The sequence below is a fragment of the Sphingomonas kyeonggiensis genome (genome assembly GCF_014204495.1).
Lineage (GTDB): Bacteria > Pseudomonadota > Alphaproteobacteria > Sphingomonadales > Sphingomonadaceae > Sphingomonas > Sphingomonas kyeonggiensis_A.
Map to the genome: position 1 here is coordinate 438,577 of NZ_JACHLN010000002.1, position 26,590 is coordinate 465,166.

Consider the following 26,590-nt stretch of genomic DNA (forward strand, 5'->3'; position numbering starts at 1 on the left):
GGATGGGTTCCTACGCGTGGACCCTTTAGGTTGTGTGAAGGCGGGGGCCCGGAAAACTCGCTCGCGGATGTAAATCGGCGTGGGCGAGTGCATTGATGCGGCGTAAGAATGAGGCCGAAACAACTCCGGAAGGACCTGGACGCATGCGTTTGATGCTGACCGCCCTGCTCGCCACCACGACGCTTGCCGCGCCTGCCTTCGCGCAATCCTCTCCTTCGGATGTCGCCGATCTGGTTGGCGCCCGCGCGGCGGGTGGCGAGACGCAGCTTCAAGCGCGAGGCTATGCCTTCGTCACCGTGAATACCGTCCGCGACACGAAATGGTCGCTATGGTGGAGCGATCGCCAGCGCCAGTGCATCCAGGTGGCGACCAGTGAGGGGCGCTATTCGGCGATCCAGCGGCTGCCCGACGCGAACTGCCAGGGCGGCGGCCAGCCCCAGCGTCCCGACTATGGCCCGCCGCGCCCGGACTATGGCAATGGGCCGGGTGGTGGCGACCGCTATGGCCCCTCGATCACGTTGGTCTGTTTCGGCGGTGGCAGTGCCCCGTCCGCGCAATATCAGTCAGGCTATGTCTATAATTCGCGCAGCCACCGCTTCGAGCCGCAATATGGCACCACGCTCGGCCGCGAGGGTTTCGCGTCCGACCTGCAGATCGAGATCTGGCATGGCCGCGGCCGCATCCGGCCCGAGGGCAAGCTGGTCTCGCCGATCCACAGCGGCGGCGACAATGGCTGGTGGGACATCCAGAACCTGGTCGTCACACCCGACCGGATCACCGGCGAGTATCGCATGAACGGGTTGAACAAGCCGAAGTTCGAGATCGATCGTCGTAGCGGCATCATTCGCATCCGGGCCGCAACCAACTTCACGGGGCGCTGCGATGCCGGGGACTGGCGCGGCGGCGGCGGCTTCTAGGCCAGCAGGGCGGCGAGCAGCACGAACAGGATCACACACTCCACCATCGTCATCGTGGCAATACCGAAGCCGCGAAGCTTCGAGACGGCCAGGGTGCGCGCGAACCACAGCGTCTGCAGCGAGCCATACCAGAGGAAGGCGGCAAGGATGATCGCGAGCCCGGCGCTGCGGAAGGCCGGGCCTCCCTGCATCTGCGTCGCTAGCGAGCCGATCCCGAGCACCAGCGCGAACACGCCGGCGGGATAGCATTGCGCATAGAATAGCGGCTTGAGGCTGTCCCGGGTCAGCGGCTCTTTCCGCCGGCGCAGCAGCGCGACGGCCATGATCAGCGGAAAGATCGCGAAGAAGAGCAGCCGCATCAACAGCAGGCTGGTATCGTCGCTGATCAGTCCCGCCAGCCCGCGCCTATCCGCCACGATCGAACTTTGCCCGACAAGCGCCAGTTCGATCGTGTGGCTTAGCAGCAGCGTGAGCAGCAGGAAGATCGGCGGGCTGAGCACATCCGGATATTGCTGCTCGGCCGTGTCCTCCAATTCGCTGTCGGCATAGGCCATCATCACGAACGGCTGCCGGATCGTTCGCCACAAGGTGATCGGATAGAAGACCAGCCAGGTGATGATCTCGTACAGCAGGTCGTCGAGCGACTTGAGGAACTGCATGAAGTTCATGGGGCCGTTTCAGCACAGCCCCGGGGATCAGGCCACCGCCATCAGGGTCTCGCCCTGATATTTCTCCAGGCCGGGATCGAACAGCGCGCTCTTGACGAAATCCCGGTCGGTCACGGTCATCCCGGTCAATCCGTCGAGCTTGAAGGTGCCGATCTTCTCCTCGCGCGGCGGCGCGCCTTCCTTGAGCACCACCACGCCATCGACATGCAGCGCGTCATGGCGGGTGTAGAGGATGTGCGGCGCCAGGATCATCGCCGTGCGGTTATACGTCACGGACAGGCATTTCTGGCGCACGATCCCTTCCAGCACCATCGGCGTGGTCGGGGCGGGAGCGGCGGTGGAATCGGTTTCATTACTCAACAGCATGGGGCCTTATGGCAACTCTTGCTGCGCCGCAGCAAGCTTTTGGCGTTCAGTGCAGGCTTTCCGGCTTCAAATCGGTCGTTGAGCCTATCGGTTCCGTGCCAACTATCAAAGGCCGATCGGGTTTCGCGCTGGTGCGTCCTGCCGCACTTCATTACGGTTCCGTCGTATCTGCACCGTCCGTTCAGCCCGGCTTCACGCGGATGTCCGGAACGTTTCAGCGCCCCCGGCCGTATGGGCCTTCGGGAAGGAGAATAACATGAAGCATCTGGTAACCCTCGCCGCAGTCGCAGCGGCCAGCCTGGCGGTCGCGACGCCGGCGATGGCACAGCGCGCGCCCGTCTACGCGCAGGACGAGGAAGCGCGTTTCGATGCGGCGCAGCAGCGCTTCGAGCGGGAATATGACCAGTTCCAGCAGGCGCTCGAGCGGTATCGCGCCTACAAGCAGCGCCCGGTGGCACCGCCGCCGCCCCGCGGCGGCTATTCGAGCTACGATCCGCGCGACGAGGAATATTATGACGCGTCGCGTGACTATCGCGCACCGCCCCCGGGTTACCAGGAGCGCGTCCTGACCCAGGACGACCGCATCTATCGCGGCAATGACGGCAAATACTATTGCAAACGCTCGGACGGCACGACCGGCCTTATCGTCGGTGCCGCCGCCGGTGGCCTGTTCGGCAACGTGATTGCCGGCGGCCGTTCCAAGACCGTCGGTACGCTGCTCGGCGCGATCGCCGGCGGCGCGCTCGGCAGCTCGGTGGACCGCGACCAGGTTCGCTGCCGCTAACGGTTCCGGAGGCCCTGTCGCGACTGCGCCGGGGCCTCCGTAGCTTCCCCAATAGGGTTAGCTCCTGAGCCGCGATTTCACCCCTGGACAGGCATACTGCGCCAAAATGGGGGAATGAGGAGTCGCGTAATGCCCGTGGAGCGTGTGCTGAGACAGCACAGCCACATTCTTGCCAATGCCGATGCGCTGGAGACGATGGTTTCCGGGCCGCGGCCTGCCAGTGTCGACGGGCTGGGATTCCGCCGCTGGATGTTCACCCGCGACCTTCTGATGCACTTCGCGAAGATGGAGGGCCAGGTATATGGCCCCCTGATGGACGGCCTTGGCGGCGAAGTTGCGCAAGCGGCCAGCCAGGCGAGCGCGGAAACGGCCGCACTGGTCGCCGATTTCCGCGAGCATGTCACCCGCTGGCACGGTTTGCCCAGCGAGGCGCAGTGGGAAACCTATGCGCGCTCGATCCGCTGGCTGATGGGGCGCATCCGCGAGCGAATCGAGCGTGAGGCCGCCGATATCCTGCCCCTGATGCACCAGCTTCCGACGAACGACGAAGGCGCGTGCCCCGGCAAGCCGGATCATCGCTATGTCGCCGATGCGTGGGAGATCCGTGAGCTGATCTTCACCGGCAACAATCTTGTCATCGAGAATGGTGCGGGACGGAGCAAGACCGACCCGGCCTGATAGGCCTAGTGCCAGAACAGCAGGATAAGCAGGATGATCGGGATCGGAATGCCCAGCAGCCACAACAGGATGCCCTTGCCCATCACTCTCTCCAAGTCTTTGGTTTAGATTGCGAAACAACCCATTTGGGTAAGGAAGAGTTCCCGCTGGAACCCGACGCGTTGTTGCTGCACTGAACGGCGATGACCGATGGCCTCCCCCAGCCCCGCCGCACCCTGGCGATCGCTGCCGTTTCGTTCGGATCGGCGTTGGTGGTGATCGACGGGGCCATCGCAACCGTGGCTCTGCCCACCATCGCCCGCGACCTGCACATCGAGAGCTCTGCCGCGGTCTCGATCGTGACGGTCTACCAGCTCGTGCTGGTCATGCTGCTGCTGCCGCTCGCCGGACTAGGCGAGCGGATCGGCCTGAAGCGGATGTACCAGATCGGGCAGCTCGTCTTCACCGTTGCGACGGTCCTTTGCTTCTTCGCCAAGAGCCTGCCCTTCCTGCTCATTGTCCGCGCCGCGCAGGCGGCGGGTGCGGCGGCAGCGCTCAGCGTATCTTCGGCGCTGATCCGCCAGATCTATCCGGCCAAGCATCTCGGACGCGGGCTGGGCATCAACTCGGTGGTGGTTTCCAGTTCGGCCGCGCTCGCGCCCACCCTTGGCGGGCTCGTGCTGGCCATAGGTCCCTGGCCCTGGGTGTTTGCCTCCGCCGTACCTTTCGCCATCGCCAGCCTGTTGTTCGGGCGTGCCCTGCCTGGGAGCGAGCCGCGCGACGAGCCGTTCGACGTGCTGGGCGCGCTGCTCTGTGCCGGCATGTTTGGGCTGGTGATCGGTGGGCTGGAAAGCGCCGTGCATGGCGACAGCCCGGTGGTCTCGGGCGCGGTGGTGATTGCGGGCGCGACGATCGGCCTGCTGTTCGTCCGGCGGGAATTGCGCGAGCCCAAGCCGATCCTGCCGGTCGATCTGCTGGCGCGTCCGGTGCTCGCCTTGTCGGTGGTCGGGGCCTTCACCGCGTTCATCGCGACGATGACGCTGCTGCTATCCCTGCCCTTCCGGCTCCAGCACGGCTATGGCTTCGCGCCTTCCGAAGTCGGCGCGGTGATCGCGCCCTGGCCGCTCACAACGATGATCGTCGCGCCGCTCGCCGGCTCGCTGTCCGATCGCTATCCGGCGGGCGCGCTCGGCGCGATCGGCATGGTGATCGCGGTGGCCGGGTTGATCTTCCTCGCATTCCTGCCTGCGGACCCAAGCTGGTTCGACGTCGCCTGGCGGATGTCGCTCACGGGTGCCGGCTTCGGCATGTTCCTGTCGCCCAATGCCCGGCTGATCATCGGCTCGGCGCCGATTGATCGGGCGGCGGCGGCAGGCGGGCTGGTCTCCACGACGCGGATGGTGGGGCAGGCGACGGGCGCGACGCTGGTGGCTGCGCTGCTGGCGCTGAGCATTGGCGGCGGGACGGTGCCCGCACTCGTCGCGGCCGGGCTGGCGACCATTGCCGGGCTGTGCAGCTTCGCGCGGCTGCGCCCAGCGATCCGCAACCCCCGCAGTGCCGAGACCGAGGACGTCCAGCCGGCAAAGCTGCGCTGATCGAACATATCTTGATGTGATTGGCGGCCGTGCCTGCAATCGTTCGTTGCGGTTCCGTCGCGGAAAGGCCTAGAGGCGCTTCCATGGCCGCCGAAGCAACGCATCCATTCGCCGTTCCCAACTTCCGCTATTATTTCCTGGCGCGCCTCTCGGCCACGCTCGGGCAGATGGCGATGGTGATCGTGATCGGCTGGCAGGTCTATGACATCGCCCGGCGGACGATGACGGTGAAGGAAGCGGCCTTTCAGCTCGGGCTGATCGGCGTCGCACAGTTCCTGCCCCTGCTCTTCCTATCGCTGTTCGCCGGCTGGGTCGCGGACCGGCTCGACCGGCGCTGGATCGCTCGTGCCTCGGTGGCGCTCGAAGCATTCTGCGCGATCAGCCTGGGTGTGCTGACCTATACCGACACGATCAGCCTGCCGGCCCTGTTCGGCATTGCCGCGCTGCTCGGCGTCGCGCGTGCCTTTGCCAGCCCGGCACTGAGCGCGCTCTCGCCCAACCTCGTGCCCAAGGCGATCCTGCCGACCGCGATCGCGCTGAGCTCGCTCTCGTGGCAGATCGGCACCGTGATCGGGCCGGCGATGGGCGGTTATCTCTATGCGGCGGCGGACTGGCTCTCCTACGCGGTGGCGGGGGGATTGTTCCTGCTGTCCCTGGTCATGCTCATGCTGATCGGACCCGTGCCGCGTACCGCGCGCAAGTTCAGCGGCAGCCCCTGGGCGCAGATGGTCGACGGGTTGCACTATGTCCGGCGGAACCGGCTCGTGCTTGGCGCGATCTCGCTCGACCTGTTCGCGGTGCTTCTCGGCGGCGCGACGGCGATGCTGCCAGTCTATGCCCGCGACATCCTCGAGGTCGGCTCGGCCGGGCTCGGGCATCTGCGCGCGGCGCCGGCGGTGGGCGCGGTGCTGACGGCGGTGTTCTTCTCCTGGCGGCCGCTCAGGAGCGATGTGGGCGTGAAGATGCTGCTCGCGGTGGCGCTGTTCGGCTTCGCAACGGTGATCTTCGGCCTCTCTGCGCCCTTGCTGGTACCGGTGCTGGGGCCGAGCGCGATCGGACATGATACCGCGCCGGCGGTATTGATCGCCTTGTTCGCGCTGTTCGTGCTCGGCGCAGCCGACATGGTCTCGGTCTATGTCCGCCAGTCGCTGATCCAGCTCTATACGCCGGACGAGATGCGAGGCCGGGTCGGTGCGGTGTCCACCTTGTTCATTTCCGGCTCGAACGAGCTGGGCGAGGCCGAATCGGGTTTCCTCGCCGCGCTCATCGGTCCGGTCGCCGCTGTGGTTGGCGGCGGCATCGGCGCGATCCTTGTCACGATCGCCTGGGCCAAGCTATTTCCGGAGTTGAGGCGGGCTCGAACCTTCGATCCTCCGGCCAATCTTGAGATTCCTCCTAAGGAGATGACGACATGAAGGCCAATACGATCCTCGAAACGATCGGCAACACGCCGCACATCCGGGTAGGCAAGCTGTTCCCGGACGCGGAAGTCTGGATCAAGTCCGAGCGCACCAACCCGGGCGGCTCGATCAAGGACCGCATCGCGCTGGCGATGATCGAGGCAGCCGAGAAGGACGGCAGCCTGCAGCCGGGCGGCACGATCGTGGAGCCGACCAGCGGCAACACCGGCGTCGGCCTGGCGATGGTCGCGGCGGTGAAGGGCTACAAGCTGATCCTCGTGATGCCCGAGAGCATGAGCCTCGAGCGCCGCCGCCTGATGCTCGCCTATGGCGCGACCTTCGACCTGACGCCGCGCGAAAAGGGCATGAAGGGCGCGATCGAGCGTGCGATGGAGATCGTCGAGACGACTCCGGGCGCCTGGATGCCGCAGCAGTTCGAGAACCCGGCGAACATCGACGTGCATCACCGCACCACGGCGCAGGAGATCCTCAACGACTTCGCCGACACCCCGATCGACGTGGTGATCACCGGCGTCGGCACCGGCGGCCACATCACCGGGGTTGCCGAGACGCTCAAGAAGGCGTGGCCGAAGGTGAAGGTCTATGCGGTCGAGCCTGAGCTTTCGCCGGTGATCTCGGGCGGCCAGCCCGGCCCGCACCCGATCCAGGGCATCGGCGCGGGCTTCGTTCCGCGCAACCTCCACACCGATGCGATCGACGGCGTGATCAAGGTCGATGCCGGTGTCGCCAAGGACATGGCGCGTCGTGCAGCACGCGAGGAAGGCATGCTGGTTGGCATCTCTTCGGGGGCGACTCTGGCTGCGATTCTGCAGAAATTGCCCGATCTTCCGGAGGGCGTCCGGGTGCTCGGGTTCAATTATGATACAGGTGAGCGCTATTTGAGCGTTCCAGACTTCCTTCCGGAGAGCTGAGGCACTGGAATTAACTCCCGATTAACGCTAGTTTTCCCGAGTCGGGGAAAACGTCGTTTCCGGGGGGAATTCGTCGTGCGCAATGCAATGATCCTGGTGAGCGTGATGCTTGCCATTTATCTGGGGTGGCCGCTGGCTTTCGGGGGGAAGCAGCGCGGGCTGGAAACGCCGGCCGAAGCGCGCGGTGTGGCGGCCGCCCCAGTCTCCACCATCAAGCACAAGCCGGTGGCGCTGGCGGCCGCGGCACCGGCTCGTCCGGAGAGCTGCTACAAGCGCTACCAGCGCGAAGTGAAGCTCTGCATCGGCGAGAGCACCGCGGCGGCCTGCAAGCTGGGTGCGGCGGACCATTGGGACATGTGCGAGGCCACCGGCTTCTGGCCGGACTGAACCCCGCCGTCCCGCGCTGAGCCGAAGCCTGCGGCGTTTCGGCGCCGCAATGGTTCCAACCTGCCTGCTTCTGCGTTATGGGCGGCGACCCCATGGCGACCCTTTCCTTTCCTCGCAGCTTTGCAGGCTCTTCGCGCCCCGTCTCGCCCGTGATCGTGGCGGTGCTCGGGCTTGTCATGCTCCTGGCGATCGCGGGGCCGGTCTGGCTCGTCGCGCACACGCCCCGAACCGTCATCGGCAAGACCAAGGCGCCGGTGAAGGTCTCGCACCGGGTGGTGCCCAAGGACGAGCTGCCGGCCGTGGAACCGGTCGAGCTGCAGGTCGTCACGCCGGATGACGCGCGGGCCTGGAACGCCTCGGTCCCCTTCTCCACCCTGCCCAACCCCGCCGCCCGGCCGTTCAACATCTTCGGCACCGAGGACAGTCGCGAACGTGCGGTCGATTGCCTGGCTGCCGCGGTCTATTACGAGGCCGGCGACGATGCCGTGGGGGAAAGGGCCGTGGCGCAGGTGATCATCAACCGCGCGAGGCATCCCGCTTTCCCGAAAACCATCTGCGGCGTCGTGTTCCAGGGATTCGAACGCTCGACCGGCTGCCAGTTCACTTTCACCTGTGACGGGGCGATGCTGCGCTATACGCCGACAACCGCGGCCTGGGAGCGCGCGCGCTATGTCGCCCGCAGCGCATTGACCGGATCGGTGTACAAGCCCGTCGGCCACGCCACCCACTACCACACCGACTGGGTCGTCCCCTATTGGAGCGCCAGCCTGGAGAAGATCACCGAGGTCCATACCCACCTGTTCTTCCGCTGGAGCGGCTGGTGGGGCACCCCGCCCGCCTTCAACCGGACCTATGCCGGCGTCGAACCGAACATCGGCCTGATGGCCCGCCTGTCCCCCGCCAACTTCAAGAGCGACCCGGCCCTCGACGCATTGCTGCCCGGCGCGGCGGGCGGCGACGGCGCGTTCATCGACCCCGCATCGATCCCGACCAGCGCGATCCCCGCGCCGATGGCGGTCGAAGGCGGCGGCGAATCGAACAACTTCATGCTCACCCTGCCCGCCGGCATGAACCCCGACGCCTTTGCCGCGCTCGCGATCCGCACCTGCGGCGAGCGCCCTTATTGCAAGTTCATGGCCTGGGCCGACCCCAAGCAGACCCCGGCAAAGCTGCCGCTCGGCAGCAGCCAGGTGTCGACCATGTCGTTCAGCTACCTGCGCGACGAGGCGCAGGGCTTCGCCAAGGCGCTGTGGAACTGCCAGCAGTTCCGCCGCCCGAGCCCGGTCCAGTGCATGCGCGCCCAGATCGCCGCCGCTCCGGAGGCGGCCCCCGCGCCCGCCGCGACGCCGCTGCCCGGCACCGGCCCGCTGAGCGCGCCCGCGCCGCTGGCCGGCGTGCGCCGCAAGGTCGACGCGGTTGCCCCGCCGGCGACCGCGCCCGCCAATGTCCCCGCGCAGGGCAAGGGCGCGGTGAGCTTCAGCCTGCCGGTGCCCCGGCCCTCGCCGACCCCGCGGCCGACGCCCGTTCCCTGACCGGTTGAAAGAGCGGCCGGCGAGAAGCCGGCCCGGTCAGGGGAACATCTGAAATCCTACATTGCAAGGGGGCGTGCCCCTTTTGCTCCCCTCCTTGGAAGAGAGGGGAATCGAGGGAGGGATTGCTGCTAGTCCACCTTCGCCGCCAGCGCCTCGGCCAGCGCCAGCGCGGCGTCCAGCGGGGCGTCGCTGACATTGGGGCGGTGCCAGCCGCTGGCGCCCGCGGTATCGACCGAGACTGTCGCCACGCCGAGCCAGCGCTGGAGCAGGCCCTGGCGCACGGTAAGCGTCTGGATCGAGTCGAAGGGCACCACCCAGTCGCGCTGGGACAGCACGCCGCGCATCACCTGCAGGCTGGTGTCGCGCAGCGCATAGCGGTGATGCGCGCGCTGGAAGAGCGCGACGATCACGGGGACCGGCACGAGCAGCAGCCCCCACCAGAGCAGCGGCAGGAACCAGCCCGCGATGGCGAAGACCAGCGCGACCGGCATGCCGTGGCGCAGCGCCGAGCGAAGGATATGGGCCGGGGCCACCGGGCGCAGCCCGACGCGCTCGAAGGTCGGCAGCGGCGTGGCGGCGAGCACCTCCGCCGCTTCCTCCTTCGTGGCGAAGGGCGCGAGCCCCTGGCGGCCCGAGGGATCGGTGCTGCCGCCGAGCGTCTGCACCTCGACGCTGTTCCAGCCCAGCCGCCCGGAGATCATGCCGCGATGGACGAGGCCGAGCTGGATGCGGCGATCGGCGATCACGACTTCGGAGCGGGTGAGCAGGCCGCGCACCCGGCGGAAGCGCCCGGCTTCATGGGTGAGCGTGAAGCCATAGTCGCGCAACAGGGTGCGGACGATGCCGGCGACCAGGCTGACCAGCAGCGCAAGCCCGGCGACCAGCACCAGCGCGACGATGCTGAACCGCGCGACGGCGACGCGCTGGGCTTCGCCGAACAGCTCCTCCCAATCGAGCTGGAGGATCTCGCCGAGATAATGGAGACCGCCATAGATCGCGGCGATCCAGACGAGCGAGAAGCCGAATACCCCCTCGATCAGCACGCGGCCGAGCGACATGGCGAAGATCGTGCGGCGCTCCGGGGCAGGTTCCGGCGCGGCGGCATCGCCGGCCTGCGCCACGGCGGCGGGCGAATGGCTGCGGAGCAAGGCGCGCAGCCGCTCGGCTTCGGCCAGCGAGACGCTGTCGAGATGGGCCTCCTCCTTCTCGCCCCCGCCGGTCTCGAGCTTGACCAGCGCCAGGCCGACGATCCGGGCGAACGGGCCGCGCTCGATCGAGACGTCCTGGATGCGCGCACGCGGGATCGAGCGACGGCTGCGGCGCAATACGCCCTGCTGGATCAGCACTTCCTCCGCGCCGATCCGGTAGGTGAAGCACCACCAGTCGAGAAAGGTCATCAGGATCACGGCGGCCGCGATCGCGCCAAAGGCCCCGAAGGCCAGTACCGGATGGAATTCCTTGCCGGCAAAGCCCAGCGCCAGCGGCGGGACGACGAGCGTCGAGGGCGCGCGCTTGATGAAGCGCAGGATCACGGTGAGGACGTGCAGGCGCTGGGGCCGCGCTTCGGCCTCAGTCATGCGCGGCGCTGCCGATGCGCTCGCGGATCGCATCACGGATTGCCTCGGCGGTGGCGCGGGCGACGCCGGGCAGGATCACGACATTGTCGTCGGTGCCGGCGGTGTGGAGGACAAGCGTGGCGACCTTGAACAGCCGCTCCAGCACATCCTGCTGGACGTCGATATGCTGGACGCGCAGCACCGGCACGATCGTGTGGACCCGGGTGAACAGGCCATGCTCGACATGGAGCTCGGTGCCGGTGAAGGCATAGCCCCAGCGCCGCCAGCGGCGCGGCGGCGCGAGCACGACCATCCACAGCGCGAGAAGGATGACCGGGGCGAGGAACAGGCCCGGCATGGGGAGGTTCGGCACGAACCACTCGGCCGCCCCGGCTGCCACCAGCAGGACGATCGCATTGCGCAGCGCGCGCAGGCGGATCACGTGAAGCTGCCCACGCTCGAGCGGCGTGAGCGGTACGATGGCCAAGGTCATGAAAACACTATCGCCTTCCCCGGGGTATGGCTCAAGTGTATTACTGCACCATAGCGGCGGTGATGGGATCATTGTTGCCACTCCCATTTCCCGGCGGAGGCCGGAGGAATTGGCAGTGGATCGCGAGCGCAGCGCGTTCTTGCTGCTCCCCGGCGAAAGCCGGGGCCCAGGGTCGCAAGCGGATCGGCGGAGAAACCCTGGGCCCCGGCTTTCGCCGGGGAAGCTGGAGGGTAGACGCAACGCTGCCTTGGGGTTCGGTGGCCTCGCTTCCACCGTCTCCCTGAACTTGTTTCAGGTCCAACGCGCCTCGGGCGATATCCTGTGTGGTGGTTTGGATGCTGAAACAAGTTCAGCATGACGATTGAAGGCGTCGTTCAGCGCTTCAACGCTATTCTGCTCCCCTCCTTCCAGGGAGGGGAGCTGGAGACGTTAGGCCGCCCGGAACAGGTCCGGGTCGAGCGCCATCACTGTCTCGCTGCCGGCTTCGATCTTGCGGCGCAGGCCGCTGGCGTCCGGGAAGAAGCGTTCGGCGAAGAAGCGGGCGGTGACCAGCTTGGCTTCGTAGAATTTGGTGTCGCCCTCGCCCGTGGCCAGCGCGGCGGCGGCGGCCTTGGCCATGCGGAGCCACATCAGGCCGAGCGCCACCGTGCCGGTGAGCTGCATGTACGGATAGGCGCCGGCGCCGACGTCGTTGGGGTTCTTGAAGCCGTTCTGGGCGAGCCACATCGTCGCGCCCTGGAGATGGCCGAGGGTCTTCTCCAGTCCTTCGGCCAGCGCGGCGAGCTTCTCGTCGCCCTTGGCGGCGGCGGCTTCCTCGGCGACCAGCTTGAAGAAGGCCTGGACCGCGCGGCCGCCGTTCATGGCGAGCTTGCGGCCGACCAGGTCCATCGCCTGAACGCCGTTGGTGCCCTCATAGATCATCGAGATGCGGGCATCGCGGACGTACTGCTCCATGCCCCATTCGGCGATGTAGCCATGACCGCCATAGACCTGCTGGCTGTCGGTCGCGACCTTGTAGCCGATATCGGTGCCGACGCCCTTGATGACAGGCGTGAGCAGGCCGATCAGGTCCGCGGCGAGCTGGCGCTCCTCCTCGGTGGCGGCGGCATGCTCGAGATCGACCTGGAGCGCACCCCAGAGGCAGAGCGCGCGCATGCCCTCGGTCTGCGCCTTGGCTTCCATCAGCATGCGGCGGACGTCCGGGTGGACGAACAGCGTATCGGCCTTTTCGTTCGGCTCCTGCGGGCCAGTGAGCGCACGGCCCTGGCGGCGGTCATGCGCGTACTGGACAGCGTTCTGCAGCGCGACTTCGCCGACGCCGAGGCCCTGGAGGCCGACGCCGAGACGCGCGGCGTTCATCATGATGAACATCGCGGCGAGGCCCTTCATCTCCTCGCCAACGAGCCAGCCGGTGGCGCCGTCATAGTTCATCACGCAGGTCGAGTTGGCGTGGATGCCCATCTTGTGCTCGATCGAGCCGCAGGTGACGGCGTTGCGATCGCCCAGCGAGCCGTCGTCGTTGACGAGGAACTTGGGGACGACGAACAGCGAGATGCCCTTGCTGCTCTCCGGCGCGCCCGGCGTCTTGGCGAGGACGAGATGGATGATGTTCTCGGTCAGGTCATGCTCGCCCGACGAGATGAAGATCTTGGTGCCGGTGATCGAATAGCTGCCATCGGCATTCGGCTCGGCGCGGGTGCGGATCAGGCCGAGATCGGTGCCGCACTGCGGCTCGGTGAGGTTCATCGTGCCGCCCCAGGTGCCGGCGACCATCTTGGGGACGTACTTCTCCTGCTGCTCGGGCGAGCCCTTGACCAGCAAGGCCGCGACCGCGCCGTGGGTGAGGCCCGGATACATGGCGAAGGCCATGTTCGAGGAGATCATGAACTCCTGGAACGCGGTGGAGATGACGTGCGGCATGCCCTGGCCACCGAACGCCTCGGGGAAGCTGAGCGTGCCCCAGCCGCTCTCGACGAACTGATTGTACGCTTCCTTGTAGCCGGCGGGCGTGGTGACGCTGCCGTCGTCATGGCGCTTGCAGCCTTCCTGGTCGCCCGAATGGTTGATCGGGAACAGGACCTCGGCGACGAACTGGCCGCCCTGCTCGAGCACGGCGTCGACCGTATCCGGGGTGGCGTTCTCGAAACCGGGAAGATTGGCGTAGCGATCGAGGCCGATCACCTGCTCGAGGATGAAGCGGGTGTCGCGCACCGGCGGAGTGTACTGGGGCATTTCAGGGTTCCTCGGGGTTAGTCGCTGCTCTTGAGCAGTTCGACGAATTGCTGGAGTTCGGCGATGTGCGCGTCGATGTCGCGCTTCTGGTTCTCGAGCAGGTCGATGCGTTCGAGGCAGCGCTCGAGCGTGACCTGCTTCTGGGTGCTGCGATCGTCGCCGACATCGTAGAGGTCTATCATCTCGCGGATCTCGGCGAGGCTGAAGCCGACGCGCTTGCCGCGCAGGATCCAGGCGAGCCGGGCGCGGTCGCGGTGCGAATAGATGCGGGCGGTGCCGCGGCGCTCGGGGGCGATCAGGCCCTCGTCCTCATAGAAGCGAAGCGCGCGGGGCGTGACCGAGAATTCGGCGCACAGGTCCGAGATGGTGAAGCTGTCGCGGTCCGGTCGCGGCTCGATCGGCGCCAGGGCTTCGAGCGGGAAAGCTGGTGCGTTCATGGGCATAAAATACTTTCCCCTTACGTGAACGTCAATTGCTTGCGCGGCCGAAATCGACCTTTCCGTCATCCCGGCGAAAGCCGGGCGCTTGTGCGGCGCCCGTCCCGCGCCTTCGCCTGAGATCCCGGCTTTCGCCGGGATGATGCTTAGTTGCCGCCGCCGCAGAGCCTCTTGCCGTTCGCATCGCGCATCGCGGCGGCCTCGGCGGCCGACTCGCTGAGCCGGGTCACTTCGAGGCCGGCATAGGACGCGCGCTTTGCGCAATATTTGTTGCAGCCGTCCGGCAGCGCGCCGGGGAAGGCGATCTTGTCGCCATCATATTTGGCATCGAACGAGCAGCTGCCGTCCTCGCCGAACTCGACATGGAGCGACTCCCCTACCCGGCTCGCCCGCCCGGTGCCGCTGCAGGTGATGCGGTCGCCATAGTCGACGAACGCGCCGATCCGGTAGCCGAGCTCGGCGTCGGGGACGATGCAGACGCGGTCGGTGTCGCGGGCGTAGAGGCCGGCGATGTCGGTGTCCGCCGGGTTGCGGACGAGGCCGCGCTCGATGGCGGCCTTTTCCAGGTCCTGGGGCGGCTGGGCCTTGTTTTCCTGCGCCGTGCCCGAGGAGCAGGCGGCGAGCAGCAGCGCGAGGAGCGGCCCGGCGCGCTTCATCCGCGGACCAGCTTTCCGCCCTCGACGATGCGGTAGAAGCAGCTCGGCGCGCCGGTGTGGCAGGCGGGGCCGTGCGGCTCGACCTTGAGCCAGACCGCGTCCTGGTCGCAGTCGATCCGGGCCTCGAGGACCTTGAGGATATGGCCCGAGGTCTCGCCCTTCTTCCAGAGCTTGCCGCGGCTGCGCGACCAGAAGGTCGCCTCGCCGGTGTCGAGCGTGGCCTGGAGCGCCTCGCCGTTCATGTGCGCGAGCATCAGCACCGTGCCGTCGGGTGCGGTGCAGACCGCGGTGATCAGGCCGGCGGCGTCATATTTCGGGTCGAGCACGAGGCCCGTTTCGCGTTCGTTGTCCACGCGCGCTGTCTAGCGCGGCGCGGGCCGGGCCTCAATGATCGCGGATGGCCTCGATCAGCTTGTCCTTGTCCATCTTGGAGCGGCCCTCGATGCCGATCTCCTGCGCCTCGTCATAGAGCTGGTCCTTCGAGCGGCTCTCGAGCGTGCCGCCGGGATGGTCGAGCGTGCCTGCCGCCTGGGCATTGGCGATTCGCGCCGACTTCTCCTTCGAGTTCCCCTCATCGCGGAGTTTCTCGTAGAGTTCGTCGTTCTTGATCTGGGGTCCATGGTCGTGTCCGGGCATGGGAACGGCTCCTTTCGCCCTGAAAAACCACCGGAAAAGCCAGCAAGTTCATTTCTTTGTGACAAGCGGGCGACAAACCGGGACGAAGCGCCTATATGCCCGCTCGATAGTTCAAAACCCCTTGAGGGCTGATGCTTACCACAAACCCGTTCGATGACGACAAGCTGCGCGAAGAGTGCGGCATTTTCGGCGTTTCCGGCATGGACGGCGCTGCCGCCGCGGTCGCGCTTGGCCTGCATGCGCTGCAGCACCGTGGACAGGAGGCGGCGGGCATCACCAGCTTCGACGGCCGCCAGTTCCACATCCACCGCGCAATGGGCCATGTCGCCGGCAATTTCGACCGCGACGACGTGATCCGCGGGCTGCACGGCGACACCGCCTGCGGCCATGTCCGCTACTCGACCACCGGCGAGACCTCGCTGCGCAACGTCCAGCCGCTCTATGCCGAGCTGGCCAGCGGCGGCTTCGCGATCGCGCATAACGGCAACATCTCGAACGCGATGCGCCTGCGCCGCGACCTGATCCGCCGCGGCGCGATCTTCCAGTCGACCAGCGACACCGAAGTGATCATCCACCTCGTCGCGACCTCGCAGTTCCGCACGCTGATCGACCGCTTCATCGACGCGCTCAAGCAGGTCGAGGGCGCCTATTCGCTGATCGTCATGACCCCCGAGGGCATGATCGCCTGCCGTGACCCGCTGGGCATCCGCCCGCTGGTGATGGGCAAGCTCGACGACACGATCGTCTTCGCCTCGGAGACGGTGGCGCTCGACGTGGTCGGCGCCGACTATGTCCGCGACGTCGAGCCGGGTGAGCTGGTGATCGTGAAGGGCGGCGAGATCAGCTCGCACAAGCCGTTCGCGCCCGTCGGCGCCCGTCCCTGCATCTTCGAGTATGTCTATTTCTCCCGTCCGGATTCGATCAGCGACAACCGCTCGGTCTATTCGGTGCGCAAGGCGATCGGCGCGCAGCTGGCGATCGAGGCACCGGTCGAGGCCGACCTGGTCGTCCCCGTCCCAGACTCCGGCGTGCCGGCGGCGATCGGCTATGCCCAGCAGAGCGGCATCCCGTTCGAGCTTGGCATCATCCGCTCGCACTATGTCGGCCGTACCTTCATCCAGCCCGGCGACCAGATCCGCCACCTGGGCGTGAAGCTGAAGCACAACGCCAATCGCGAGCTGATCAAGGGCAAGCGCGTGGTGCTGATCGACGATTCGATCGTCCGCGGCACCACCAGCCTCAAGATCGTGCAGATGATGCGCGAAGCGGGTGCTGCCGAAGTGCACATGCGCATCGCCAGCCCGCCGACCCGGCACAGCTGCTTCTACGGCGTCGACACGCCGGAGCGCGCCAAGCTGCTCGCGGCCAAGCTGGACGTGGGCGGGATGACCGACTTCATCCATGCCGACAGCCTGGCCTTCATCTCGATCGACGGCCTGTACAAGGCGCTGGGCGAGGCGCACCGCGCGGATATCCATCCGAAATACTGCGATGCCTGCTTCACCGGCGAATATCCGACGACGCTGACCGACCAGGACGAGAACGGCCCGCCGACCGACCAGTTCGCGCTGCTTCACGAGCGCGTGGGCTAAGACCGGGATGAGCGAGGGGGCACTTTCGGGGCGCACCGCGCTCGTCACCGGCGCGAGCCGGGGCATCGGCGCGGCGACCGCGATCGCACTGGGCAGCCAGGGCGCGCATGTCATCCTGACCGCGCGCACCGCGGGCGGGCTCGAGGAAGTCGAGGAAGCGATCTTCGCCGCGGGCGGCTCGGCAACGATCGCCCCGCTGGACCTGACCGAGAATGACAGCATCGCCCGGCTCGCCGAGGCGATCTTGAGCCGCTGGACGGCGCTGGACGTGCTCGTGCTCAACGCCGCCCAGCTCGGCACGCTGAGCGCGGTGCCGGCAATCGATTTCAAGGAATATGCCAAGATCCTGACGCTCAACGTCACCGCCCAGGCGGCGATGCTCGCGGCGTTCGACCCGATGCTCAAGGCATCGAGCGGCGCGCGGGTGATCGGGGTGACCTCCAGCGTCGGCCGCACCGCGCGCGCCTATTGGGGCGTATACGGCTCGTCCAAGGCGGCGTTCGAGAACCTGTTGCTGACCTATGGCGAGGAAGTCGCCCATATCAGCGGTATCCGCGTTGGCATCCTCGATCCCGGTGCCACCCGCACCAAGATGCGCGCCCGCGCCTTCCCCGGCGAGGATCCGGCGACGGTGAAGGCGCCCGAGGTTGTGGCGGAGCGGATCGCAGCGCTGGCTGCCTCGGGGTTCGAGGCTGGGCATTTCGAGCGGGTCGAGGGCTGAGAGCTCTCGGCTCTTCCTGCTCCCTGGCGAAAGCCGGGGCCCAGAGTAACAAGCGACATGGCAGAGAAACCCTGCTCCCCGGCTTTCGCCGGGAAGCAGTTTAACTTGCCAGGCCCGCGCTATCTCGCCGCAGCCTCGAACAGCCGGTTGAGGAACGCGGTGCGCGCCTTGCCATAATCGCTGTCGCTGGCCTTGGGCGCTGCCGCCGAGACCGCGATCACCACCTTCGATCTCGGATCGACGCGGATCGTCTGGCCGAAGATCCCCTGGGCGCCGAAGCGGCCCTCGGGATAGGTCCACCACTGATAGCCATAGCCGTAGCCGGGCACGCCGATATCGGCATGGGCGGTGGTCGACTGGCGATACCAGTCGGCGGGGACGACGCCCTTCCCGCCCTCGAGCGCGAACTGGCCGAGCCTGGCATAGTCGCGCAGGGACACCGACAGGCAGCAGCCGCTGACCTCGTGCCCGGACGGATCGACCATCCAGAACGCGTCCTGCTCCATGCCATAGGGCTGCCAGATCTTCTCGCTGAGATAGGTGGCGAGCGGCTTCTTCGTCGCGCGCATCACCAGCACGCCGATCAGGTTGGTCTCGCCGGTCTTGTAGACCCACTTCGCACCCGGGGCGAACTCGCGGGGGAGCTTCTTCATGTACCAGACGGTGGGGTCCTCCCCCGCCGGAACCGGCTCGAGGAACATGCGGGCGACGTCGGACCTGGCGTCGGTATAATCCTCGTTCCACTTCACGCCCGAGGTCATGGTGAGCAGCTGCGCGATGGTCACGCCGTCATAGCCGCTGCCGGCGAGCTCGGGGATGTATTTGGTCACCGGCTCGTCGACCGACTTGATATAGCCGTCCTTGATCGCGGCGCCGACCAGCGACGAAGTGAACGACTTGGCGACCGAGAAGCTGGTCCAGCGGCCCTCCCGCGAATAGCCGCGGGCATAGCGCTCGAGGATGATCTTGCCGTCCTTGAGCACGATCAGCCCGGCGATGTTCTGCTGGGCGATGAAGGCGTCGAGATCGGCATCGGGGAACGCCAGCGGCTTGCCGGCGGGGAGCGCGCGGACCCTGGTGCCGGCCTTGACGATATGGCCCGGGAAGAGCCGTTCCATGTGCGGGAAATTGGCGTCGCGCTGGGCCTGGCTCCAGAACAGCACTTCGGCGCCGACCTTGCGCAGGCCCGAATTGTCGCCCGTCTGCAGCTTCACGTCGGACGACTGGACCGCCTGGGCGATCGCCCCCTGCCCCGCGAATGTTCCGAGCGCGAGCGCGCCGGCCAGCAGCAACTTCCTCATATCCCCTCCTCCTTCACCAAGGTGAGCTGGACGACGTCGATACCGCCGCCTCTGAACCCACCTTCGCAATACATCAGATAATAGCGCCACAAGTCTATGAACTTGCTGTCGAATTGGGCAGGCAGCGTGCCCGCCACGACCGCCGTATCGAAGCGCTCGCGCCACAGGCGCAGCGTCTCGGCATAGTCGAGGCCGAAACCGGTGCGGTCCTGGGTGCGCAGGCCGCGCGCGGCCGCGAGGGCGGCGAAGCGCTGCTCGGACAGCAGCAGGCCGCCTGGGAAGACATAGGCCTGGATGAAGTCGACGTTCGCGGCATAGTCCTCGAAGAACGCGTCATCGAAGGTGATGACCTGCAGCGCCGCATGGCCGCCGGGCTTGAGCGCGCCGGCAACGGCATCGAGATAAGCGGGCCAATAGGCCTGGCCCACCGCCTCGGCCATCTCGATGCTGGCGACCGCGTCATAGTTGCCGGCGACATCGCGATAGTCGGTCAGGGTGAAGCGGGCATCGTACGGCACCCGCGCTTCGGCCCAGGCCTTTTGCTCGGTGGACAGGGTGATGCCGTGGACCTTGCGCCCCTGCGCCACCGCCAGTTCGGCGAAGCTGCCCCAGCCGCAGCCGATCTCGAGGATCTCGTCGCCGGGGCTGGTGTTGGTGCGTGCCAGGATCGCCGCGAGCTTTTCGTACTGGGCCTGTTCGAGCGTCTGGCCGGGCGCGGTGAACAGCGCGCTCGAATAGGTCATGCCGGGATCGAGCCAGAGCCGGTAGAAGTCGTTGCCCAGGTCGTAATGGAACTGGATGTTGCGCCGCGAGCCGCCGCGATGGTTGCGGTTGCGCCAGTGGAGCAGGCGTTTGATCGCCTTGGAGAAGCCAGTGGCGCGGGCCTGTCGGGCGAGTTCGGCGCGGTTGAGGCCGAACAGCGCGAAGAGCTGGACCGGATCGGGGCTGGCCCATTCGCCGAGCGCCCAGGCCTGGTACCAGCCGATCGAGCCGCCGATCGCCAGGCGGAGCAGCGCGCGCCAGCTGCGCAGGTCGACGATCGCGGCGGGTCCCTCTGCGCGGCCGCCGAGCAGGCGGGCAGTGCCGTCGGGCAGGCCGAGCGACAGGCTGCCCCGGGCGATACCGGCGTCGATCTTGTCGAGCTGGCCACGGAACAAGGGGGCGAGCGCGCGTGCGGACCAGTGGCGCGGCTTGTCGGGATTGGGCTGGCTCAGGGGCGCGTGCATTGCGTCGCGCACAATGCACGCGCCGGTGAGTCGGGCAAGCTAGCTTTTGCTACGCTTCTTCGGGCGCTCGCCGTTGAACAGGTAGCGCAGTGCCGGGCTCAGCTTGATCAGCTTCCAGATGCCGTAGGAGCCGAAAAAGGCGGTCAGGCAGAGCAGGATGAAGCGCGGCCAGAGCGGGATCGGCAGCTGGTCGAGCACCGGCGTGACCAGCACGATCAGCGGCTCGTGGAACAGGTAGATCACGAAGGAGGCGGAGACGAGTGCCTTCACCCAGCGGCGCTCGCCATGGATGAAGTGCGCCAGCGCGCCGAGCGAGGCCTGGGTGAGGCAGAGCGCGGCGACGCCGGTGAGTACCGGACGCCAGAGGAACGGCACCGTGCGCGGATAGAAGGCGACGATGATGCTCGCGGCCAGGCCGGTGAGGAACAGGATCCAGGAGAAGCGGGCAAAGCGCCGGTCGAGTGCCGGGATGCGCTGGAGGATCGCACCGAGCAGGAACCAGGGCAGATAGTCGAGCGCGTAGCGGGCCGAGAGGAAGTTGACCGCGAAATTGTTCAGGTAGCGATAGCGCTCGAGCTGGAGCGCGCCCAGGCCGCACAGGCCGAGTACCAGGCCGGTGGCGAGGGTGAGCGGAATGAACCAGCGGACCAGGTTGCGCTGCTCGCCCTTGAGCTCGGCATGGGCGAGCGCGGGGAAGATCCAGACCAAAGCGGCAAGCCCGGCGGTGCAGTAGAGCAGCACCTGGACGAACCAGAGATGCTCGAACGGGTTGCGCTCGGTCATCGTCATGATTTCCCACCAGCGGCCGAGCGGGTCGGGATTGCCGGTGATGCACAGCAGCAGGAAATGCATGAGCGGCACGAGCAGGAAGGTGCCGGCCAGGAAGGGCGGGACGAGCCGGTGGAGGCGCGAGGGCAGATAGCTCGCCACCGGGCGCTTCTGGAGCAGCATCGCGGCGAAATAGCCGGCGATCATGTAGAAGCCCGGCATGCGGAACAGGTGGAGATAGTCCGCCAGGTAGATGAAATCGATCGAGCGATCGTGGAAATTGGCGATCCACGGCCCCGGGCGCGCGGTGAGCGAGGCGTGGTACGGGATGCCGAACAGCAGGAACACAGCCCGCAGCGCGTCGAGGTCGTGGCGGCGGGCGCGCTCGGCGGGGGTGCGGAAGGTGCCGTCGCCTGGGGTCATCGGGACAAGACGCTTGTCGCCGGCGCAAGTTCACGCGGAAAAAGGCCGGCGGATGCGCGGGTCAACATGAACGGGGCGATAGGCCAGTTCGCCGCCAATGCAAGCCGATAGCGATAACAGTCAGAGCTTGTGCGGCTCCTTGTCGACCATCCAGGTCTGGCCTTTCGACACCAGCTTCTGGAGATCGGCGGCCTTGCCTTCGCTCGCCGCCCTGTTCTGGGCGATGACGGCGCTCTCGAAGGTCGGCGCGGGATCGTCGTAGAGCACGCCGAGCGCCATGGGGAACGGGCCGAAGGGCATCTCGACCAGCATGTGCGCGATCGCCCGGTTGGTGACGTTGTGGACGATCACCCCTGCCCCCTGCCAGTCGCCATCGGTCACTTCGACGACCTTGAGGACGAGCCGTTCGGGATCGAGCGCCAGGCCGCGGGTGCCGCCGGCGAAGAGCAAGGGCTGGCCATGCTCGGCCCAGAGCTGGTTGGCCGCGGCATTGGGCTTGGCGGTGAAGGGCTCGAAGACCTCGTCATTGTAGACGATGCAGTTCTGGAAGATCTCGACGAACGCCGCGCCCTGGTGCGCATGGGCGGCCTTGAGCACGCTGGGCAGGTTCTTGTGGACGTCGATCCCGCGGGCGACGAAGCGCGCCCCTGCCCCGAGCGCGAAGGCGCAGGGCTTGGCGGGGTGGTCGACCGAGCCGAAGGGCGTGGACGGGCTGCGGGTGCCTTCGCGGCTGGTCGGGGAATATTGGCCCTTGGTGAGGCCGTAGATCTCGTTGTTGAACAGCAGGAACTGGCAGTTCAGGTTGCGCCGGAGCAGGTGCATCGTGTGGTTGCCGCCGATCGACAGCGCGTCGCCGTCGCCGGTGATGATCCACACGTCGAGATCGGGGTTGGCGAGCTTGACCCCGGTCGCCACCGCCGGCGCGCGGCCGTGGATGGTATGGAAGCCATAGGTCTCCATGTAATAGGGAAAGCGCGACGAGCAGCCGATGCCGCTGACGAACACGGTGTTCTCGGGCGCGACGCCCAGTTCGGGCATGGTGCGCTGCACCGCCTTGAGGATCGCATAGTCGCCGCAGCCGGGGCACCAGCGGACCTCCTGGTCGGTCTCCCAGTCCTTGGGGGTGCTGGGGCGGATGGCCGTGATCTCGTTCATGCGATCTCCCTCAATTCGCTTCGGCGATGGAGAGCTTCTCCATCGTCACGCCGCCGAGCAGGTCGCGGCGGATGGCGTCGAACACCCGGCGGCGGTCTTCGGCGCGGTAGATGGTGGCGAGCACGGTGACGCGGACGCCATCGACATCGGCGATCCAGCTCTGCTTGATGCCCTGCTTCGTCAGATAGTCGCCGAAGAAGTTGCGGCCAGGCGGGCGGCCGTCGAGGCTGAACTTGCCCTCGAACAGCGTGTCGATCACTCCGGCCTGGCGCGGGCCGGCGCGGCCATCCTCGGCCAAGGCGTGCCAGTCGCTCATCCGCGGAGCGTCGGCAAGGACGACGGCGATGACCGGATCGAGGGGGGTGTTGCCCCGATAGGCCCGCATCGGGCCTCCATATCCGCTGCTGCTGTCGCCGTAATCGGGCGAGAGTCCAGCCAGCTGCGTGGGCAACGCCTTGATATGGGCCACCACGTTCGGGGACATCACGGTCCTCTGCGCCGCAGCGGGAGAGGCCGTGAGCAGTAGCCCGATCAGCAAACTCGTCGCGCGGATCACGGGTTCACCGCCTCCGGGCTCGGGAGCTGGCTATTGCTGGGCGGGAGTTCCTCGTCGAAGTCCACGCCGATATGCCGGGCGATGGCCTTTTCGATCTCGGCGATGCGGAAGGGCTGGCCCGAGACCTTGGTGAGCGACTTGGCATCGACGAGGTACTGATCGCGCAGCAGCGTCTTGAGCTGGCCGGTGTTCATTTCCGGCACGAGGACATGCTCATAACTCTTTAGCAGCGAACCAAGATTCTTCGGAAGCGGCCAGATGTGGCGGATATGGACATGGCTGACGTCATGCCCCTTTGACCGCGCCCGCCGTACGGCTTGGGCGATCGGCCCATAGGTTGAGCCCCAGCCGACGACGACGAGCTTGCCACCCGCCTGCCCCTGCTCGACCGGCTGGTCGGGCACGTCGATGCCCATCACCTTGTCGCGGCGCATGTCGGTCATCGCCTGATGGTTGGCGGGCGAATAGTCGATATTGCCGGTGCCCTGTGCCTTCTCGATGCCGCCGATGCGGTGGAGCAGGCCCGGCGTGCCCGGCTTCACCCAGGGCCGTGCGCGCTTGTCGTTGCGGGCATAGGGCTGGAACTTCTCGCCCTCCGGCGGGACCTGGGTGTGGAACGCCACCGGAAATGGCTCGTAGCTGCTCATGTCCGGCACCTTCCAGGGCTCGGCGGCGTTCTGGAGATAGCCGTCGGTGAGCAGCATCACCGGGGTCATATACTGGGTGGCGATGCGCACCGCCTCGATCGCGACGTCGAAGCAGTCGGCGGCCGAGCGGGCGGCGAGCACCGGCACCGGCGCGTCACCATTTCTGCCGTAGACAGCCTGATATAGGTCGGACTGCTCAGTTTTTGTGGGAAGTCCGGTCGAGGGACCGCCGCGCTGGGCGTTGACGATGACCAGCGGCAATTCGGTCATGATCGCCAGGCCGATCGCCTCGGTCTTGAGCGCGATGCCCGGCCCCGAGGAACAGGTGACGCCAAGGCTGCCGGCATAGGCGCTGCCCAGCGCCGAGGCGACCGCGGCGATCTCATCCTCGGCCTGGAAGGTGGTGACGTTGTATTCCTTGTAGCGCGACAGCGTGTGCAGGATCGCGCTGGCCGGGGTGATCGGATAGCCGCCGAAGAACATCGGCAGGTTCGCGAGCTGGGCCCCCGCGACCAGACCCAGCGAGATCGACTCCGCGCCGGTGACGGTTCGGTACAGGCCCGGCTCGGCAGGCGCGGCGGCGACCTGGCGCTGGCTGATCCCCATCGCGCCGAGCTCGGCGGTCTCGCCATAGGCATGGCCGGCGTTCAGCGCGGCGATATTGGCATCCGCCAGATCGGGGGCCTTGGCGAACTTGGCCTTGAGCCAGTCGACCAAGGGCTGGCGATCGCGGTCGAACATCCAGAGCGCCAGCCCCAGCGTCCACATGTTCTTGCAGCGCAGCGCCTCCTTGTTGCCCAGGCCGAAGGGCTTCACCGCGTCGAGAGTGAGCTGCGAGATATCGAGCCGGAGCAGCTGCCACTTGGCGAGGCTGCCATCCTCGAGCGGGTTCGCGGGATATTTCGCCTTGTCGAGGTTGCGCTGGCCGAACTCGCCCTCGTCCGCGATGATCAGGCCACCGGGCTTGAGCGCCTCGACATTGGTCTTGAGCGCCGCCGGGTTCATCGCGACGAGCACGTCGGGCTGGTCGCCCGCCGTATCGATCCGGGCCGAGCCGAAGTTGATCTGGAAGGCGGAGACACCGAACAACGTGCCCTGGGGCGCGCGGATCTCCGCGGGGAAATCGGGGAACGTGGCGAGGTCGTTGCCGGCCAGCGCGGTGGAGAGGGTGAACTGGCCGCCGGTGAGCTGCATGCCATCGCCGGAGTCGCCGGCGAAACGAACCACGATCGCTTCAGGTGCGGGATGCGCCGACGCCTCTTCGGGCGTGAGCGTATGCGCGGCAGTCGCCACAGCCTGTCTCCTGCAATTTTATATCGTTGTGCAGATGTCTACGCTCCAATCTCCCTCAACCCAAAGCGGAAAATGCGGATCAGCGCCGGGACACGCCCTCCCCCAGCGCCAGGATCGAGGCGACGTGGCGGCGCGAGACTTCGAGCGCATCCTCGCCATAGCCGCCGCCCAATGCGCTGGCGAAGGGGATGCCACGTGACGTCATGGCGCCGGAAATCCACCGGTCGCGCTCGATCAGCCCTTCGTAGCTGAGCCCGAGGCGGCCAAGCCGGTCGCCGGCGAGCGGATCGACACCCGCCTGATATAGAACCAGATCGGGTGCGAAACTTTCGAGCAGCGGGATGAGGGTGCGCTCGAGCGCTTCCAGATATTCCGTATCGCCCACCCCGTCGGCCAAGGGCACATCGAGTGTGGAGCGCGCCTTGCGGACGGGGAAGTTCTTCTCGGCATGGATCGAATAGGTTGCGATCTCCGGGCGCCCCGCGGTCAGCGCGGCGGTGCCGTCGCCCTGATGGACGTCGCAGTCGACGATCAGGACGCGATGCCCCTCCTCCGCCAGGCGCACGCCGGCGATGGCGAGATCGTTGAACACGCAGAAGCCCGCGCCGGTATTGGCGAGCGCGTGGTGGCTGCCACCGGCGGTGTTCGCGGCGAAGCCATGTTCGAGTGCGAGCCGGGCGGCGAGCCAGGTGCCGCCGGGAACGGCCTGGGATCGGCGAGCGACTTCGGGCGTGACCGGGAAGCCGATGCGGCGTTCCTTCTCGGGCGGCACCGCGGCGCTGAGCACTTCCTCGACATAGTCAGGGTCGTGGACCGCCTCCAGCCAGCCACGCGGCATCGGGTCGGGCTGGTGCCAGGTGAAGGCGGCGCCTTCCTCGCGCAGCAGGTCGCGGACCAGGCCGTTCTTGTTCCATTGATACTGGCTGCGGGCAGGTGCCGGCGCGACATAGTCGGGGTGGTGGACGATGTGGATCACTTGTCCAACGTAAGTATCGCGTCATCCCGGCGAAAGCCGGGATCTCAGGCGGAGGCGCGGGAAAAGAGCCGCACGAGATCCCGGCTTCCGCCGGGATGACGATAGGGGTAATGCGCGCCCATGACCGATATCGCCTCTCTTCCCTATCGCCCCTGCGCGGGCGCGATGCTGCTCAATCGCCATGGCCAGGTGTTCGTCGGGCAGCGGCTCGATTCCGTGGTCGAGGCCTGGCAGATGCCGCAGGGCGGGATCGATCCTGGCGAGGATGCACTCGAGGCAGCCTGGCGCGAACTGTGGGAAGAGACGGGCGTGGCCCGCGAGCTTGCCGAGCTGGTGGCCGAGGCCCCGGACGAGCTGTTCTATGACCTTCCCGAGGACCTCGCCGGTCGGATCTGGAAGGGCAAGTGGCGCGGCCAGCGCCAGCGCTGGTTCCTGTTCCGCTTCCTCGGCGAGGACGGCGACGTCAACATCCAGACCGCCGAGCCCGAGTTCCGCGCCTGGCGCTGGGCCGAGCCGAAAGATCTCCCCGAGCTGATCGTGCCGTTCAAGCGGGCGCTATATAAGGAACTGTTGACCGTCTTTGGACAACATCTCGTCTGATCCTGCCCTAGTTTCGCTCCCATAACGGCGATACGGACCCTGTCATGCGCGCCTCGCTCCTTGCCCTGCCATTGCTGTTTGCTG

Annotated in this window: 27 protein-coding genes; 11 read left to right on the forward strand and 16 right to left on the reverse strand. The window is 67.0% G+C overall.

The features are described 5' to 3' along the window. Positions 1-143: 143 nt before the first annotated feature. On the forward strand, positions 144-917 hold the full coding sequence (locus tag HNP52_RS09715; protein WP_184166110.1) for a hypothetical protein: 774 nt from the start codon (positions 144-146) through the stop codon (positions 915-917). Here the strand turns inward: HNP52_RS09715 and HNP52_RS09720 are convergent. Both HNP52_RS09720 and HNP52_RS09725 read right to left on the reverse strand, forming a co-directional pair. After that, positions 914-1,585, reverse strand: coding sequence for a hypothetical protein (locus HNP52_RS09720; protein WP_184166113.1), 672 nt, complete (start codon positions 1,583-1,585; stop codon positions 914-916). The genes HNP52_RS09715 and HNP52_RS09720 overlap by 4 nt on opposite strands. A 27-nt stretch (positions 1,586-1,612) precedes the next feature. After that, on the reverse strand, positions 1,613-1,951 hold the full coding sequence (locus tag HNP52_RS09725) for a hypothetical protein (RefSeq protein WP_184166115.1): 339 nt from the start codon (positions 1,949-1,951) through the stop codon (positions 1,613-1,615). Positions 1,952-2,207: 256 nt separating this feature from the next. Here HNP52_RS09725 and HNP52_RS09730 point away from each other — a divergent pair, with 256 nt between their 5' ends. The 7 genes from HNP52_RS09730 (at position 2,208) to HNP52_RS09760 (ending at position 9,238) form a co-directional block, all read left to right on the forward strand. After that, positions 2,208-2,735 (forward strand): glycine zipper 2TM domain-containing protein, encoded by a 528-nt coding sequence (locus HNP52_RS09730; RefSeq protein WP_184166117.1) that lies wholly within the window; start codon positions 2,208-2,210, stop codon positions 2,733-2,735. Positions 2,736-2,864: 129 nt separating this feature from the next. Further along, positions 2,865-3,413, forward strand: a complete 549-nt coding sequence (locus tag HNP52_RS09735) for a hemerythrin domain-containing protein (protein ID WP_184166119.1) — start codon at positions 2,865-2,867, stop codon at positions 3,411-3,413. 182 nt (positions 3,414-3,595) lie between these two features. Further along, the gene (locus HNP52_RS09740; RefSeq protein WP_184166121.1) at positions 3,596-4,987 is read left to right on the forward strand and encodes an MFS transporter; all 1,392 of its coding nucleotides are present in this window, start codon (positions 3,596-3,598) and stop codon (positions 4,985-4,987) included. A gap of 83 nt (positions 4,988-5,070) precedes the next feature. Next, positions 5,071-6,402 (forward strand): MFS transporter, encoded by a 1,332-nt coding sequence (locus HNP52_RS09745; RefSeq protein ID WP_184166123.1) that lies wholly within the window; start codon positions 5,071-5,073, stop codon positions 6,400-6,402. After that, positions 6,399-7,319 (forward strand): cysteine synthase A, encoded by a 921-nt coding sequence (cysK, locus tag HNP52_RS09750; RefSeq protein WP_184166125.1) that lies wholly within the window; start codon positions 6,399-6,401, stop codon positions 7,317-7,319. The genes HNP52_RS09745 and cysK overlap by 4 nt, the downstream gene beginning before the upstream one ends. A 75-nt stretch (positions 7,320-7,394) precedes the next feature. Further along, positions 7,395-7,706, forward strand: coding sequence for a hypothetical protein (locus HNP52_RS09755; RefSeq protein WP_184166127.1), 312 nt, complete (start codon positions 7,395-7,397; stop codon positions 7,704-7,706). A 92-nt stretch (positions 7,707-7,798) separates the two neighbouring features. After that, on the forward strand, positions 7,799-9,238 hold the full coding sequence (locus HNP52_RS09760) for a cell wall hydrolase (RefSeq protein WP_260396044.1): 1,440 nt from the start codon (positions 7,799-7,801) through the stop codon (positions 9,236-9,238). Positions 9,239-9,366: 128 nt separating this feature from the next. Here the strand turns inward: HNP52_RS09760 and HNP52_RS09765 are convergent, their stop codons facing one another. The 7 genes from HNP52_RS09765 to HNP52_RS09795 all read right to left on the reverse strand — a co-directional run bounded on the left by HNP52_RS09765 (position 9,367) and on the right by HNP52_RS09795 (position 15,248). After that, the gene (locus tag HNP52_RS09765) at positions 9,367-10,815 is read right to left on the reverse strand and encodes a PH domain-containing protein (RefSeq protein WP_184166135.1); all 1,449 of its coding nucleotides are present in this window, start codon (positions 10,813-10,815) and stop codon (positions 9,367-9,369) included. Continuing rightward, on the reverse strand, positions 10,808-11,287 hold the full coding sequence (locus tag HNP52_RS09770) for a PH domain-containing protein (RefSeq protein ID WP_184166150.1): 480 nt from the start codon (positions 11,285-11,287) through the stop codon (positions 10,808-10,810). Before HNP52_RS09770 ends, HNP52_RS09765 begins: the two co-directional genes overlap by 8 nt. A gap of 429 nt (positions 11,288-11,716) precedes the next feature. Beyond that, complete coding sequence (locus HNP52_RS09775) at positions 11,717-13,519, reverse strand: acyl-CoA dehydrogenase C-terminal domain-containing protein (protein WP_184166153.1); 1,803 nt, start codon at positions 13,517-13,519, stop codon at positions 11,717-11,719. A 17-nt stretch (positions 13,520-13,536) separates the two neighbouring features. Beyond that, on the reverse strand, positions 13,537-13,956 hold the full coding sequence (locus tag HNP52_RS09780; RefSeq protein WP_184166156.1) for a MerR family DNA-binding transcriptional regulator: 420 nt from the start codon (positions 13,954-13,956) through the stop codon (positions 13,537-13,539). Positions 13,957-14,102: 146 nt separating this feature from the next. Further along, complete coding sequence (locus HNP52_RS09785; RefSeq protein ID WP_184166159.1) at positions 14,103-14,612, reverse strand: hypothetical protein; 510 nt, start codon at positions 14,610-14,612, stop codon at positions 14,103-14,105. After that, entirely contained in the window at positions 14,609-14,965 is a 357-nt protein-coding gene (hisI, locus tag HNP52_RS09790) for a phosphoribosyl-AMP cyclohydrolase (protein WP_184166162.1), read from the reverse strand. The genes HNP52_RS09785 and hisI overlap by 4 nt, the downstream gene beginning before the upstream one ends. Before the next feature lie 31 nt (positions 14,966-14,996). Further along, a complete protein-coding gene (locus HNP52_RS09795) occupies positions 14,997-15,248 on the reverse strand; it encodes a Rho termination factor N-terminal domain-containing protein (protein WP_184166165.1) in 252 nt (83 codons plus the stop codon). A 131-nt stretch (positions 15,249-15,379) separates the two neighbouring features. Here HNP52_RS09795 and purF point away from each other — a divergent pair, with 131 nt between their 5' ends. Further along, positions 15,380-16,840, forward strand: a complete 1,461-nt coding sequence (gene purF, locus HNP52_RS09800; RefSeq protein ID WP_184166169.1) for an amidophosphoribosyltransferase — start codon at positions 15,380-15,382, stop codon at positions 16,838-16,840. Between the two features lie 7 nt (positions 16,841-16,847). After that, on the forward strand, positions 16,848-17,561 hold the full coding sequence (locus HNP52_RS09805; protein ID WP_184166172.1) for an SDR family NAD(P)-dependent oxidoreductase: 714 nt from the start codon (positions 16,848-16,850) through the stop codon (positions 17,559-17,561). A gap of 119 nt (positions 17,562-17,680) precedes the next feature. On the opposite strand, the gene HNP52_RS09810 is transcribed toward HNP52_RS09805, so the two are convergent. From HNP52_RS09810 to HNP52_RS09840, 7 genes are all read right to left on the reverse strand, one after another. Continuing rightward, entirely contained in the window at positions 17,681-18,862 is a 1,182-nt protein-coding gene (locus HNP52_RS09810) for a serine hydrolase (RefSeq protein WP_184166175.1), read from the reverse strand. Then, on the reverse strand, positions 18,859-20,088 hold the full coding sequence (locus tag HNP52_RS09815) for a cyclopropane-fatty-acyl-phospholipid synthase family protein (RefSeq protein ID WP_184166178.1): 1,230 nt from the start codon (positions 20,086-20,088) through the stop codon (positions 18,859-18,861). The genes HNP52_RS09810 and HNP52_RS09815 overlap by 4 nt, the downstream gene beginning before the upstream one ends. Before the next feature lie 39 nt (positions 20,089-20,127). Further along, the gene (locus HNP52_RS09820; RefSeq protein ID WP_184166181.1) at positions 20,128-21,279 is read right to left on the reverse strand and encodes an acyltransferase family protein; all 1,152 of its coding nucleotides are present in this window, start codon (positions 21,277-21,279) and stop codon (positions 20,128-20,130) included. Positions 21,280-21,399: 120 nt separating this feature from the next. After that, complete coding sequence (locus HNP52_RS09825) at positions 21,400-22,434, reverse strand: 2-oxoacid:ferredoxin oxidoreductase subunit beta (protein ID WP_184166184.1); 1,035 nt, start codon at positions 22,432-22,434, stop codon at positions 21,400-21,402. 10 nt (positions 22,435-22,444) lie between these two features. Next, a complete protein-coding gene (locus HNP52_RS09830) occupies positions 22,445-22,819 on the reverse strand; it encodes a hypothetical protein (protein ID WP_184166187.1) in 375 nt (124 codons plus the stop codon). Between the two features lie 167 nt (positions 22,820-22,986). Continuing rightward, a complete protein-coding gene (locus tag HNP52_RS09835) occupies positions 22,987-24,930 on the reverse strand; it encodes a 2-oxoacid:acceptor oxidoreductase subunit alpha (RefSeq protein WP_184166190.1) in 1,944 nt (647 codons plus the stop codon). A gap of 79 nt (positions 24,931-25,009) precedes the next feature. Continuing rightward, positions 25,010-25,906 (reverse strand): histone deacetylase, encoded by an 897-nt coding sequence (locus HNP52_RS09840; RefSeq protein WP_184166192.1) that lies wholly within the window; start codon positions 25,904-25,906, stop codon positions 25,010-25,012. A gap of 120 nt (positions 25,907-26,026) precedes the next feature. Here HNP52_RS09840 and HNP52_RS09845 point away from each other — a divergent pair, with 120 nt between their 5' ends. Beyond that, positions 26,027-26,506: an RNA pyrophosphohydrolase gene (locus tag HNP52_RS09845; protein ID WP_184166194.1), complete on the forward strand. Its 480-nt coding sequence runs from the start codon at positions 26,027-26,029 to the stop codon at positions 26,504-26,506. Positions 26,507-26,590: the final 84 nt, after the last annotated feature.